This is a genomic window from Caballeronia sp. LZ034LL (assembly GCF_031451215.1).
Classification (GTDB): domain Bacteria; phylum Pseudomonadota; class Gammaproteobacteria; order Burkholderiales; family Burkholderiaceae; genus Caballeronia.
In genome coordinates this window covers 1,144,591-1,156,979 of sequence record NZ_JARUXR010000004.1, presented here as the reverse complement: position 1 = coordinate 1,156,979, position 12,389 = coordinate 1,144,591, and the positions used below count along the sequence as shown (strand labels likewise).

The 12,389-nt window shown below is 66.5% G+C and carries 12 protein-coding genes; 7 read left to right on the top strand and 5 right to left on the bottom strand.

Translation table 11 applies throughout. The features are described from left to right. The first annotated feature begins 20 nt into the window (after positions 1-20). Positions 21-1,460: an ATP-binding protein gene (locus QCE83_RS32750; RefSeq protein WP_309820762.1), complete on the top strand. Its 1,440-nt coding sequence runs from the start codon at positions 21-23 to the stop codon at positions 1,458-1,460. Beyond that, the gene (locus QCE83_RS32745) at positions 1,457-2,140 is read left to right on the top strand and encodes a response regulator (RefSeq protein WP_309820761.1); all 684 of its coding nucleotides are present in this window, start codon (positions 1,457-1,459) and stop codon (positions 2,138-2,140) included. The genes QCE83_RS32750 and QCE83_RS32745 overlap by 4 nt, the downstream gene beginning before the upstream one ends. 12 nt (positions 2,141-2,152) lie before the next feature. Here QCE83_RS32745 and QCE83_RS32740 read toward each other — a convergent pair whose 3' ends face one another. The 3 genes from QCE83_RS32740 to QCE83_RS32730 all read right to left on the bottom strand — a co-directional run bounded on the left by QCE83_RS32740 (position 2,153) and on the right by QCE83_RS32730 (position 4,885). After that, positions 2,153-3,439, bottom strand: a complete 1,287-nt coding sequence (locus QCE83_RS32740) for an SUMF1/EgtB/PvdO family nonheme iron enzyme (RefSeq protein ID WP_309820760.1) — start codon at positions 3,437-3,439, stop codon at positions 2,153-2,155. A gap of 138 nt (positions 3,440-3,577) precedes the next feature. Continuing rightward, positions 3,578-4,297 (bottom strand): helix-turn-helix domain-containing protein, encoded by a 720-nt coding sequence (locus QCE83_RS32735; RefSeq protein WP_309820759.1) that lies wholly within the window; start codon positions 4,295-4,297, stop codon positions 3,578-3,580. A 102-nt stretch (positions 4,298-4,399) separates the two neighbouring features. Beyond that, positions 4,400-4,885, bottom strand: coding sequence for a universal stress protein (locus QCE83_RS32730; RefSeq protein WP_309820758.1), 486 nt, complete (start codon positions 4,883-4,885; stop codon positions 4,400-4,402). 285 nt (positions 4,886-5,170) lie between these two features. Here QCE83_RS32730 and QCE83_RS32725 point away from each other — a divergent pair, with 285 nt between their 5' ends. From QCE83_RS32725 to QCE83_RS32705, 5 genes are all read left to right on the top strand, one after another. Next, on the top strand, positions 5,171-6,691 hold the full coding sequence (locus QCE83_RS32725) for an MFS transporter (protein ID WP_309821207.1): 1,521 nt from the start codon (positions 5,171-5,173) through the stop codon (positions 6,689-6,691). A gap of 205 nt (positions 6,692-6,896) precedes the next feature. Then, entirely contained in the window at positions 6,897-8,471 is a 1,575-nt protein-coding gene (locus tag QCE83_RS32720; RefSeq protein ID WP_309820757.1) for an aldehyde dehydrogenase (NADP(+)), read from the top strand. Between the two features lie 128 nt (positions 8,472-8,599). Beyond that, the gene (locus QCE83_RS32715) at positions 8,600-8,863 is read left to right on the top strand and encodes a helix-turn-helix transcriptional regulator (protein WP_309820755.1); all 264 of its coding nucleotides are present in this window, start codon (positions 8,600-8,602) and stop codon (positions 8,861-8,863) included. Continuing rightward, complete coding sequence (locus tag QCE83_RS32710; protein ID WP_309820752.1) at positions 8,863-10,203, top strand: type II toxin-antitoxin system HipA family toxin; 1,341 nt, start codon at positions 8,863-8,865, stop codon at positions 10,201-10,203. Before QCE83_RS32715 ends, QCE83_RS32710 begins: the two co-directional genes overlap by 1 nt. A gap of 38 nt (positions 10,204-10,241) precedes the next feature. Beyond that, positions 10,242-11,180 carry an SMP-30/gluconolactonase/LRE family protein gene (locus tag QCE83_RS32705; protein WP_309820750.1) on the top strand — a complete coding sequence of 313 codons (939 nt, stop codon included), beginning with the start codon at positions 10,242-10,244 and terminating at the stop codon, positions 11,178-11,180. A gap of 6 nt (positions 11,181-11,186) precedes the next feature. On the opposite strand, the gene QCE83_RS32700 is transcribed toward QCE83_RS32705, so the two are convergent. Then, complete coding sequence (locus QCE83_RS32700) at positions 11,187-11,612, bottom strand: GNAT family N-acetyltransferase (RefSeq protein WP_309820748.1); 426 nt, start codon at positions 11,610-11,612, stop codon at positions 11,187-11,189. A 102-nt stretch (positions 11,613-11,714) separates the two neighbouring features. After that, the gene (locus tag QCE83_RS32695) at positions 11,715-12,317 is read right to left on the bottom strand and encodes a short chain dehydrogenase (RefSeq protein WP_309821206.1); all 603 of its coding nucleotides are present in this window, start codon (positions 12,315-12,317) and stop codon (positions 11,715-11,717) included. Positions 12,318-12,389 lie beyond the last annotated feature (72 nt).

Sequence of the window (12,389 nt, the reverse complement as noted above, 5' to 3'; positions counted from 1 at the left end):
CAGGCAGTAGAATCCGCTGCATGACGACCCCCACCACGCACACGAAGGCGGCAAAGAAGACGTTTGGCCTCACGGCCAAGCTGTTCGTTGCCATGCTGGCGGTGAACATCGTGCTGATCGGGGCCATGTCGATTGGTGCGCGCATCAGCTTCCAGCGCGGCTTTCTCGGCTATCTGACGCAGCAGGACCAGAAGCGCCTCGACGACAGCGTGGCGCCGCTCGCCAACGCCTATCAACAACACGGTAACTGGGACTTCATTCGCCAGGACCGGCATCTGTGGCACATGCTGATGCTGCCGAGCGGCCGGTCCTTCACGCCGTCGCCGGACAACGCGCCGTTTCCGGTGCCGCCGCTCGCGGACCTGATCGGCGCGAACCTGCGCTTCACGCTGGTCGATGCAAACAACGTCTATCTGGCCGGCAATCGCCGCATGTTCGACGGCGCGCCACGCAGGCCGGTCGTCGTCGAGGGCAAGACGGTAGGCTGGCTGCTCATCGCGCCGGTGCAGGACGTCATGGAGCCGGGCGATCTGCGCCTTCAGGAAACGCAGCGCGAGGCGAGCTGGGTGCTGGCCGTGGCGGCCACGCTGATCGCCGTGCTGATCTCGCTATGGATCGCGCGCAGCCTGGGCCTGCCCTTGCAGCGCATCGCACGCGCGACGCATGTGCTGGCGCGCGGCGAGTTCAATGAGCGCGTGCCCGTGGTCTCGGGCGGAGAACTGGGACAACTCGAAGCGGACTTCAACAATCTTGCTGAAACACTCGAGCGCAATGAACAGATGCGCGCCGCGCTGGTTGCCGATGTCTCGCACGAACTGCGCACGCCGCTTGCCGTGATGCGCGCGGAAGTCGAGGCGCTGGAAGTGGGCGTGCGCGAGATGAACGTCGAGGCGATGCGGTCGCTGTCGCTGGAACTGGAGCGGCTCAGCCGGCTCACGGACGATCTGTATCACCTCTCGCTGTCGGATGTCGGCGCCTTGCAGTATCACTTCGGCGATGTCGATGTGAGCGACGCGCTCGACGAAATCCTGCGCCTGTTCGGCCGACGCCTCGCGGACGCGGGCATCACGCTGGAGACGCGGCTGCCCGACGCCGCGCCGCTCGTGTACGGCGACGAACGCCGTCTGCAACAGGTGTTCTCCAACATCCTGCAGAACGTCGTGCGCTACGTGCCCGCGGGCGCGACGGTGAGCGTCGGCGTGCGGGCGGAGGGCGGCAGGGTGCACATCGACTTTCAGGACAGCGGGCCGGGCGTGCCGGAGGCATCGCTGGCCGCGCTGTTCGAGCGCTTCTATCGCGTCGAGAGTTCGCGCAGCCGCGCGACCGGCGGCGCGGGTCTCGGCCTGCCGATCTGCCGCAGCATCATCCAGGCGCACGACGGCCGCATCTCGGCCTCGAAGGCGCCGCAGGGCGGTCTGTGGATCGCCATTGTTCTTCCACGCCAGAGCGAGGATTCGTGAGCGACACAAGTGTTGATATCGACGTGCTGATCGTCGAGGACGAACCCAAGCTGGCGTCCGTCATGGTCGATTTCATTCGCGCCGCCGGGTATGCGCCGCGCTGGGTCGCGAACGGATCGCAGGTTGCCGCGGCCGTGGCCGGGCACATGCCGCACCTGATCATTCTCGATCTGATGTTGCCGGGCCGGGACGGCCGCGATATCTGCCGCGACCTGCGCAGCGTCAGCGACGTGCCGATCATCATGGTCACGGCGCAGGCGGAGGAGGTGGATCGTCTGCTGGGACTGGAACTCGGCGCCGACGACTACGTCTGCAAGCCCTTCAGCCCGCTGGAACTGGTGGCGCGCGTCAAGGCCATCCTGCGGCGCGCGCGCATTCATGCGCATCCGGAAACGAGCCCGCTGCAACTCGACGAGGCGCGTTTGCAGGCCACGTATCGCGGCGCGCCGCTCGACCTGACGCCGATCGAATTCCGCCTGCTCGCCACGCTCGCGAGCCGGCCGGCGCAGGTCTTCTCGCGCAACAAGCTGATGGACCGGCTGTATACGGACGGGCGCATCGTGGAAGACCGCACGATCGACAGCCACGTGCGCAAGCTCCGGCGCAAGCTCGAAGCGATTGCGCCGGAGGAGGACGTGGTGCAGTCGGTGTACGGGGCGGGGTTCAAGCTCGTCCTGTAGACGAGCCACTGATCACGCGCTGACGCACCTGAACCCGGCATACACGTACTGGTAATGCCCCTGGAACCAGTTGCGGAAGCTCGGCCGCAGCATGCAGGCAGCCGTGCGCGGCGAACCGCCCTTGATGACGAAGTGCTTGCCGTCGAAGAAGTTGGCCGAATAGCCCAGGTAGAACGGGAACGGCTCGAAGCCGTCCAGCGGCGCGAACTCCGTCGAGGTCCATTCCCACCCGTTGCCGAACTGGCCTTCCACGCCGAACTCGCTGCGATTGTCCGGATGCGCCTGTACCGGCGACGGATCCCAGCGGCGGAAATCGAAGTTGCCTTCCGCGACATGCGGCGCACCCAGGGCCGCGCGCTGCCATTGCGCCTCGCTCGGCAGCTTCTTGCCGGCCCAGCGGGCGTACGCCTTTGCTTCCGCATGACTCACGAAGACCGGCCAGTCGAGCGGCAGCGCGATCTCGTCGAACATCGTGCGAAGGGTCCACGCGCCGCCCGACGGAATCCAGAAGGCCGGATGCGCAATGCGCTGTTCCTCCTTCCATGTCCAGTCGGCGTCGTCCCAGACGGCGCGGTTCGCATAACCGCCGGCCTCCATGAAACGCAGCCAGTCGCCGTTCGTGACCATGTGGCGGTCGATCTCGAACGCGGGCACGTCGACGCGCTGTTCACCGAATTCGTTGTCCCAGCCGAACAGGCCGCTGTCGCGCGCCAGACCCAGCGTCACCGAACCGGCCGGCACGCGCACGGTTTCATGCGCGAGCGGACGCTCCGAGCGGCGGTCGGACAAGGCATCGGACGGGGCAATTTTTCTATCGACCGGCAATTGATGCAGCATGTACGCGAGCGTTTCCGCATGCATCAGACGATGCTCGATGGCGACTTCGAGCAGTTGCGCGGGCGAATCGTCGGGAGAAAGCGGGGCCGTCGCGAGTTCGACCGGATCGAAACACGCATCGATCGCCGCGCGTAGCGTGTCGCGATAGGCGCGCACTTCGTCGAGCGTGGGCCAGTCGGCGGGCTGGTCGCTGGGCAGGCCGCCGTCCACCGGATCGATGCCGAACGCGAACAGCTGGTCGTAAGCGGGATTCGGGCTCGGCAGGTCGAACAGGCGCTGGTCGAACAGATTGCGGTCGAAGGCTTCCAGATGCCCGATGTAGAACACAATCCGGTGCCGCTCGGCAATCGGCCTGTCGTACAGATGTTCAGGCTTGACGACGCCGAAGAGTTCGTCGGTGACGCGTCGGGCCTCGGCGAGGCGTTCGAGCAGAGGGTGACGCAGTGAAGGTTCGCGATTCATCTCGCTCATTCTCCTTGGCAGGCCAGCTAGGCTAAAGAGCCTAATGCGTAGCGAGCAGCGTGCCAACTGAAAAATGAGCGCCGATTATTCTCACTCGGGAAATAATCGGCTGCAGGTCCGCGCCGGGCGGGGCGGAGCTCAGACGGCGCGCAGACCGTCGAAGTCGCGGATGCGGATGAATTTGCCCTGCGTTTCGATCAGCCCGGAGCGGTCGAAGCGCGACAGCGTGCGGCTCACGGTTTCGAGCGTCATGCCGAGATAGCTGCCCATGTCGTCGCGCGTCATGCGCAGCGTGAACTCGGACGCCGCATAACCGCGCCGCGAGAGCCGCGAGGAAATGTCGAGCAGCAGGCGCGCGACGCGTTCGTCGGCGCGCAGCATGCCGAGCCTGACGACGTGATTCACTTCCCGGTTCAGCGCGTGACTCATCATGCGGTGGAGGCGCTTCTGCAAGGCGTCGGTCTCGCGGCACATGCGCTCGAACAGCGTGTAGGGCACCACGCACACGGTGCTGTCCTCCAGCGCGACGGCGTCGCAGGTATGCACGCCTTCCTCGATGCTCTCGAAGCCGAGCGCGTCACCGGCCAGCAGCAGGCCGGTGACCTGTTCGCGGCCGCCGTCCTGCGTGACGACCTTCTTGAGCGAACCGGCGCGCAGCGCGAACAGGGCGTCGAAACGGTCGCCGGTGCGAAACAGCGCTTCGCCCCGTTTGACCTTGCGCGTGACGGAGATGATGTTTTCCAGCTTGGCGACGTCGCTGGCGCAGAGTCCTTCGGGCATGCAGAGATGACGCATGGCGCAGGTGGAGCAATTCGCTGCGTTGCGCCGCGCGCGGTGGGTGTCGGACAGTGCGCTCATGGGCTTCGTTTGTTGATGAAAGACAAACGATTTTCCCACGCTGTTTTGCGCCCCCAGCGTGGAAAATTGACGCAGGCTGAAACCCGTACAGCATTTTTTACATCAGGCGTCCGCGGCTTCTTCGTCGGCTTTCTCGTCGGCTCCCGCGGCGGATGGAATCAGCAAGACCGGCAGCGTCGCCTGGCGCAGGCAGCGTTCGGCCACGCTGCCGAGGATCAGACGCCGAAAGCCCTTGCGGCCGTGCGTGCCCATGATCAGCAGGTCGGCGTTGAAGGCCGCAGCTGCCTGGATGATGAGCGTCGCGACGTCGTCGCTCGCGGTGGCCTCGACGGTCACCACATCGCCGGCAATCCCGCGCGCCTGCATGGCGGCGGTGGTGTCGCGCGCCAGTTCCGCGCTTTGTTCCATCAGGCTCTTTTGCAGCGAGGTCGGATCGTAGCCGGGCACGTCCATGTACATCGGGCCCGTCTCGACGACGTAATACGGCTGCATGACCGCGTGATGCGTGGCGGCGAGATCGAGCGCGGCGTCGAACGCGTGTTTCGAGGTGCGGCTGCCGTCGATGGCGACGAGAATGCGTTGGAACATGACGATTTCCCCCTGAAGACGATCGAGTGGCGAACGGCGAGCGGTGCGTGTCCCGCCGTGCCCCGGATGATAAGGCGCGCGTCTTGCCGTGCCGTGCGGCTTTTTGGCGAAAGGTCGATCCCGCGCAAGGCAGGCCGTACAATTCGTCCTTCTCGGCATCAGCGGCCGCTTAATTCGGTGGCCGCGATCTCCTTGTAGCATTTCTTCAGCCTGCCTGCCCGACTCACCGTGACCCAGACGCCGCCCGCCGCACCCGCCCTCGCTTTCAGAACCGCCCTCTACGCGATGCTCGGCATCGGTCTCGTCAACATGCTGGTCGCGCTCGACCAGACCGTGGTCAGCACGGCCTTGCCGTCGATCGTGGCCGAGCTGCACGGCTTCGAGTTCTATGCGTGGATCGCGAGCGCCTATCTGCTGGCGTCGGTGGTGACGGTGCCGGTGTTCGGGCGGCTCGGCGACTACTTCGGGCGCAAGCGCTTCGTGGTGGCGGCGGTGATCGTGTTCACGCTGGCCTCGGTCTTGTGCGGACTCGCGCCGAACATGCTGTTCCTCGTGCTCGCGCGCGGCCTGCAGGGCGTGGGCGGCGGGATGATGGTGGGCACCGCGTTCGCCTCGATTCCCGACTTGTTCCCCGATCCGCGCACCCGCGTGCGCTGGCAGGTGGTGCTCGCGGCGGCGTACGGCATCGGCACGGCGGCCGGGCCTTCGCTGGGCGGCTGGATGAGCGAGCACTGGGGCTGGCGCTCGACCTTCCTCGTCAATCTGCCGGTCGGCATCGCGGCGCTGTACTTCATCTGGTCGCACCTGCCGAACCTGCACCGGCCGCGCGCGGGCGGCGTGAAGATCGACTGGACCGGCGCGGCGCTCGTCGGACTCGTGCTCGGCGGCTTCCAGGCGCTGATCGAGGCGCTGCCGAAAGACGGCTTCACGACCGGCAACATCGCGCTGGGCGTGGGCGTGGCGGTCTGTGCGGTGGCGCTGCTGATCTGCGAACGGCGCGCAACGCATCCGATCATCCCGCTCGACATCTTCCGCGACAGCCAGCTCAACACCTTGTTCACGCTGTCGTTCCTGGCGGGCTTCGTGATGTTCTCGCTGATCTTCTTCGCGCCGTTGCTGCTGCAGGGCGGTTTCGGCCTGTCGCCGCAGCAGGCGGGCCTGCTCGCGACGCCCATCGCTGCATGTATCGCGCTCGGCAGCTTCATCAACACGCGCATCGTGATTCACATGAAGAAGCCGGTAAACATTCTGTCGATCGGCTTTACGCTGCTGCTGGTCGCGTCCGTGGCGCTGGCGTTCGCGCGCATCGCGACGCCGCATGTCTGGATCGAACTGCCGATGGCCGCCATCGGCATCGGCCTGGGCTTCATCCTCAACAACATGAACATCTTCGGGCAGGAGATCGCGGGCCGCGAGCGCTTCGGCATCACCACGGCGCTGCTGCAATCGACCCGCATGGTCGGCGGCATGATGGGCACGAGCATTGTCGGGACGATCGTCGCGCATCATTACGCGAGCGTCGTCGAGCGCACGGTCAGCGTGCTCGGTCCGCAGGTCTCGGCGCAGTGGCTGCCGCGCATGGCGGATCCGCGCATTCTCGTCGACGAAGCGCTGCGCGAGCATCTGCTCGGCGAACTCAACGCGGCCGGCCTGGACGCGCCCGCGCTGTTCGACGCCGCCCGCGATGCCCTCGTGCAGTCGATTCACATCGGCGTGATGCTGACGGCCGTCGCCGCGCTGGTCGCGGTGCTGCTGGTGCGGCGCATCGCGCACATCACGTTCCGCAAGCCCGCGACGAAGTCCTGAGTCTGATTTGACGCGCCGTTCTCAGGGCCTGTAGCTTCTGTCTGGTGCAAGTGCACGCCTGCCCGCCGCGACCGTGCATCGCATTTGCTTCACGCCTTTCCATCGCGGATTGCATGGAACGCTTGTGCAGGCCGCGAGTCTTCGCATTAGCGGGCGGCGCGAGCGCAGGCTGGCCGCTCCCCTGCCATCACCATGAGGAGCTGACATGAAGATCACCGGAGAGATGCTGATCGGCGCATCGGCCGTGCGGGGCACCGACGCCACGCTCCGCGCGTTCGACCCCGCGCGCAACGTAGACCTGGAGCCGACCTTCGGCGGCGGCGGCGCGGCCGAAGTCGCGCGCGCCTGCGAACTCGCGGACGCCGCCTTCGACGCCTACCGCAACGCCCCGTTCGAAACGCGTGCGCAGTTCCTGGAGGCGATCGCGGACAACATCATCGCGCTCGGCGATCCGCTGATCGAGCGCGCCATGGCCGAATCCGCGCTGCCGAAGGCGCGTCTCGAAGGCGAACGGGCCCGCACGGTCGGGCAGTTACGCCTGTTTGCATCGCTCGTGCGCGAGGGCCGCTGGCTCTGCGCGACGCTCGATTCCTCGCAGCCCGATCGCAAGCCCTTGCCCCGTTCCGACCTGCGTTTGCAAAAGATTCCCGTCGGACCGGTTGCCGTGTTCGGCGCCAGCAATTTTCCGCTGGCGTTCTCGGTGGCGGGCGGCGACACCGCATCGGCGTTCGCGGCGGGCTGTCCCGTCGTCGTGAAGTCGCATCCGGCGCATCTGGGCACCGCCGAACTCGTCGGGCGCGCGGTGCAGAAGGCCGTCGCCGACAGCGGCCTGCCCGAAGGCGTGTTTTCGCTGGTGGTCGGCGAAGGCAATGCGATCGGCGAGGCGCTCGTCGCGCATCCGGCCATTCAGGCGGTCGGCTTCACCGGTTCGCGGCGCGGCGGGCTTGCGCTAGTCGACATCGCGGCGAAGCGTCCCGTGCCCATCCCCGTCTTCGCCGAGATGAGCAGCGTCAATCCGCTGTTCGCGCTGCCCGCCGCGCTCGACGCGCGCGGCACCACGCTGGCGGCTGCCTTCATCGATTCGGTCACGCTCGGCGTCGGCCAGTTCTGCACCAATCCGGGCCTCGTGATCGGCCTCGATAGCCCCGGTCTCGACGACTTCATCGACAGCGCCTCGGCCGCGCTGGAGAAGAAGGGCACGCAGACCATGCTCACCGCGGGCATTGCGGCGGCTTATGCGGACGGCGTCGGCAAGCGCGACGAAAGCGCCACGCGCATTGCCACGGGCACGGAGAACGAGGCGCACAGCGGCGCGCTTCCGGCGCTGTATCGCGTGAGCGCCGACGAGTTTCTCGCGCGGCCGCAACTGGCCGAGGAGATCTTCGGGCCGACTTCGGTGATCGTCGTGTGCCGCGACGAAGCGGAGATGAGCGCCGTTGCGCGCCATCTCGAAGGCCAGCTGACCGTGACGCTGCTGATGGACAAGGAGGACATCGACGTCGCGCGGCGGTTGTTGCCGGTACTCGAACGCAAGGCCGGGCGCATCCTGGCGAACGGCTTCCCGACCGGCGTCGAGGTGTCGTACGCGATGGTGCACGGCGGCCCATTTCCGGCGACCTCGGACAGCCGTTCGACGTCGGTCGGCGCGATGGCGATCGAGCGTTTCCTGCGTCCGGTGTGCTATCAGGATCTGCCGGCCGCGCTGCTGCCGGCCGCGCTCGCGGATGACAATCCGTTGGCTTTGTGGCGACTCAGGGACGGCGAACTGGGACCGAACTGAAGCGAGGCAGGCAATTATCTGTGTCAAGAATAAAAGGCGTTTATGTGCGACACAGATAAGCCGCATGGTTTGACGCATATCTGCGTGACGCATAAAATGCGTTTATTCTTCTCGCAGATATGCCCGCCATGCATCAAGTCATCGCAACCGTGGGACACATGGGCCATGTGCTCGCTGCCGGCCGCAGGCGCGCCGGCCTGACGCAGGCGCAGGCGGCGGCGCGCCTGGGCATCAGCCAGAGCCGCGTATCGACGCTCGAACGGGACGCTCGCGCGCTGACGCTGGATCAGATGCTGGCCATGTTCGGCGTCTACGGCCTGCAATTGCTGGTTCAGGACCGGCCCGAAACGGGCTTGCTCGAGTTGCGCGAGCCGGACGGAGCGAACTGGTAATGGCCGGACGGCGGCCTCATTCCCGGGCCTTGTCCGTCTGGGCCAACGGTCTGCGCGTGGCGACCTGGCGTCTGCCCGCGCGCGGCCCGGCCGAACTGCTGTACGACGATGCGTGGCTGCGCTCCGACGAGGCGCGCGCGCTGTCGCTCTCGCTGCCGGTGCCGCTGGACGGCGCACCGTTGCGCGGCGAGGCCGTGCTGAATTACTTCGACAACCTGCTGCCCGACAGCGAAGCGATCCGCCGGCGCATTGCCCAGCGCTTCCAGACCGGCAGTCTCGATGCCTTCGATCTCCTGCAGGCCATCGGCCGCGATTGCGTGGGCGCGGTGCAGTTGCTCGGTGAAGACGAGGTGCCCGAGGGCGTCGAGCGCATCGAGGGCGAGACGCTCGGCGAGGACGACATCGAGCGGCTGCTGAACCAGGTGGCGGGCGGCCTGTCGTTCGGCGTCGACGATGAAGACGACTTCCGCATCTCGCTCGCCGGCGCGCAGGAAAAGACCGCGCTGCTGCGTCACGACGGGCGCTGGCTCAGGCCGCACGGCGCGACGCCGACCACGCACATCCTGAAACTGCCGCTCGGCCTGGTGGGCAATCGGCGCGCGGACCTGACCACGTCGGTCGAAAACGAATGGCTTTGCATGCGCCTGCTGCGCGCGTTCGGTTTGCCGGCGGCGCACGTGGAGATTGCGACCTTCGGCGCGCGGCGCGTGCTGGTGGTGGAGCGTTTCGACCGCCGCACGCATCCCGACGGCACCTGGATCCTGCGCCTGCCGCAGGAGGATTTCTGCCAGGCAACCGGCCTGCCGCCGCACCTCAAGTACGAGCACGACGGCGGTCCCGGCGTGCTGGATCTGGCGCGCGTGCTGCAACAGTCGAGTGCGGCGCGGCGCGACCTCGAAACCTTGCTGACCACGCAACTGCTCTTCTGGCTGCTCGCCGCGCCGGACGGACACGCGAAGAACTTCAGCCTGCATCTGCTGCGCGGCGGGCTGTATCGGCTCACGCCGCTGTACGACGTCATGTCGATCTGGCCGGTGGAAGGCGATGGCGCGAACCAGTGGTCGTGGCACAAGGCCAGGCTCGCAATGGCGCTGCCGGGCAAGAGCCGGCATTACGCCTTTCGCGACATCCGGCGCCGGCATTTCAATGCGCTGGCGCTCAAGTGCGGTTTCGGCGAGAACGCCGAGCCGGTCATCCAGAGGATCATCGAGCGCACGCCGGCGGTCATCGAGGAAGTCACGGCGCAGTTGCCCGGCGACTTCCCGGCGCGGGTCGCGCAGCGCATCTTCGACGGACTGCGCCGGTCCGTGGCCGCGCTCGACGCCATGCCGCCCGCATGATGCCGCGTTCATAACCGCATTCAAGGAGACGAACAACCATGTCAAGTGATTCGCGCCGCTATCCCGACCCCGCCATCCGTGTGCTGGATCCGCGCTTCAACGCGTTGCGCGTGGCGGCGGCATCGGTCGAATGTCTTTATCAGGGAACGCGCTGGTCCGAGGGACCGGTCTGGTTCGGCGACGCGCGCGCGCTGCTGTGGAGCGACATTCCGAACAACCGCATCCTGCGCTGGGACGAAGAGAGCGGCCAGGTGAGCGTGTTCCGCAAGCCGTCGAACAACGCCAACGGCAACACGCGCGACCGCGCCGGACGCCTCGTGACCTGCGAGCATCTGACGCGGCGCGTGACGCGCACGGAATACGACGGCTCCATCACCGTGCTCGCGGACCGTTACGCGGGCAAGCCGCTGAACTCGCCGAACGATGTCGTCGTGAAGTCGGACGGTTCGATCTGGTTCACCGATCCCGCATTCGGCATCGACGGCTTCTATGAAGGCGAGAAGGCCGCGGCGGAGCTGAAGCCATGCGTCTATCGCGTGGATGGCCAGAGCGGCGAGATCACGATGATGATCGACGACTTCATCGGACCGAACGGCCTGGCGTTCTCGCCGGATGAATCCGTGCTGTATGTGGTCGAATCGCGTTCGGCGCCGCGCAAGATCTTCGCGTTCGACGTGCTCGACGGCGGCCGCCGGCTCGGCAAACCGCGCTTGGTCATCGATGCGGGACCGGGCACGCCGGATGGCTTTCGTGTCGATATCCACGGCAACCTGTGGTGCGGCTGGGGCATGGGCGACGCGGAACTCGACGGCGTGCGCGTGTTCTCGCCGGAAGGCGAAGCGCTGGGCCATATCGACTTGCCCGAGCGCTGCGCGAACGTGTGTTTCGGCGGACGGCATCGCAACCGTCTGTTCATGGCGGCGAGCCATGGCCTCTATGCGCTCTACGTCAACACTCAAGGTGTGCAGGGCGGCTGAAAGCGCTCACGGGCGGCCGACCTTCTCCATGATGCGCTCCGGATGCGCGCTGGCCACGAAGCCGTGGCGCGCGTAGAGACGGTGGGCATCGGAGGTGACCAGCATCATGCGGCGCAGCCCTTGCAGGTCGGGATGCGCCATCACGCAGTCGATCAGCCACACGCCCAGGCCCGCGCCGCGATGCGCGGACAGCACGAAGACGTCGGCGAGATAGGCGAAGGTGGCGGTATCGGTGACCATGCGCGCGTAACCGATCTGCTCGTCGCGCAGGAACAGTCCGAACGCAAGCGAATGGCGCGCCGCGCGCTCCACCTTCTCGCGCGCAATGCCGGGCGACCAGTAAGCCTCTTCGCTCAGGTAGCGATGAATGACGTCGAAGTCGAAGGACTCGATGTCCGTGCTCACGCGATAGTCGTCCCGGGTCCACTGCATGGCGCCGCTCCATTCGTCATGAAGCGCCGAGCTTAGACGATCGTCTTGTCATGCTCCATGCACACTTCGCAGCGAACAGCGGCGTCACTCAATGCACGCAGCTCAATGCACGCAATACACGCGGCCCGTTTCGGCGCCCTCGACGCTGCGGCTGTAGGCCAGCGCCACGCGCGCGCCGCTGGCGGCCTCGAAGCCGCGGAAGTAAGGGCCGAAGCTTTCGCGTGCTTCTTCGAGCATCGTCGGGCTGACGGCGTTGATGCGCAGGCCGCGCGGCAGTTCGATCGCGGCGCCGCGCACGAAGCCTTCAATTGCGCCATTGACGGCGGCCGCGCTCGCGCCTTGCAGGATCGGTTCCGCGCCGACGATGCCGCTCGTCAGCGTGAATGAGCCGCCGTCGTTGAGATGATCGCGCGCGGTGAGGACGAGATTGACCTGACCCATCAGCTTGTCGTCGAGGCCGAGGCGGAATTGCTCGGGCGTCATCTTCACGAGTTCGCCGAAGTGCACATGACCGGCGGCGGCGACGATGGCATCGACCCGGCCGATGGATTCGAAGAGGCGCTTGATGCTGTTCAGGTCCATCAAGTCGACGCGATGCGCGCCGCGCGTCGCGCCGATCTCGATGATTTCGTGGCGGGCTTTGAGTTCGGTAGCGACAGCCTGGCCAACCGTGCCGGTCGCGCCAATGACGGCAATTTTCATGATGTGGGCTCGCAAGCTAGGGCGTGAGTAATAACGATAAACCGCCTTGCATTGTGCGAGCCGGCGGACGCGCGA

Coding starts and splice junctions, on each gene's coding strand:
- QCE83_RS32715 (WP_309820755.1), top strand. CDS start 8,600: ATGCATCAAGTCATCGCAACCGTGGGACACATGGGCCATGTGCTCGCT.
- QCE83_RS32720 (WP_309820757.1), top strand. CDS start 6,897: ATGAAGATCACCGGAGAGATGCTGATCGGCGCATCGGCCGTGCGGGGC.
- QCE83_RS32705 (WP_309820750.1), top strand. CDS start 10,242: ATGTCAAGTGATTCGCGCCGCTATCCCGACCCCGCCATCCGTGTGCTG.
- QCE83_RS32735 (WP_309820759.1), bottom strand. CDS start 4,297: ATGAGCGCACTGTCCGACACCCACCGCGCGCGGCGCAACGCAGCGAAT.
- QCE83_RS32750 (WP_309820762.1), top strand. CDS start 21: ATGACGACCCCCACCACGCACACGAAGGCGGCAAAGAAGACGTTTGGC.
- QCE83_RS32710 (WP_309820752.1), top strand. CDS start 8,863: ATGGCCGGACGGCGGCCTCATTCCCGGGCCTTGTCCGTCTGGGCCAAC.
- QCE83_RS32700 (WP_309820748.1), bottom strand. CDS start 11,612: ATGCAGTGGACCCGGGACGACTATCGCGTGAGCACGGACATCGAGTCC.
- QCE83_RS32740 (WP_309820760.1), bottom strand. CDS start 3,439: ATGAATCGCGAACCTTCACTGCGTCACCCTCTGCTCGAACGCCTCGCC.
- QCE83_RS32730 (WP_309820758.1), bottom strand. CDS start 4,885: ATGTTCCAACGCATTCTCGTCGCCATCGACGGCAGCCGCACCTCGAAA.
- QCE83_RS32725 (WP_309821207.1), top strand. CDS start 5,171: ATGCTCGGCATCGGTCTCGTCAACATGCTGGTCGCGCTCGACCAGACC.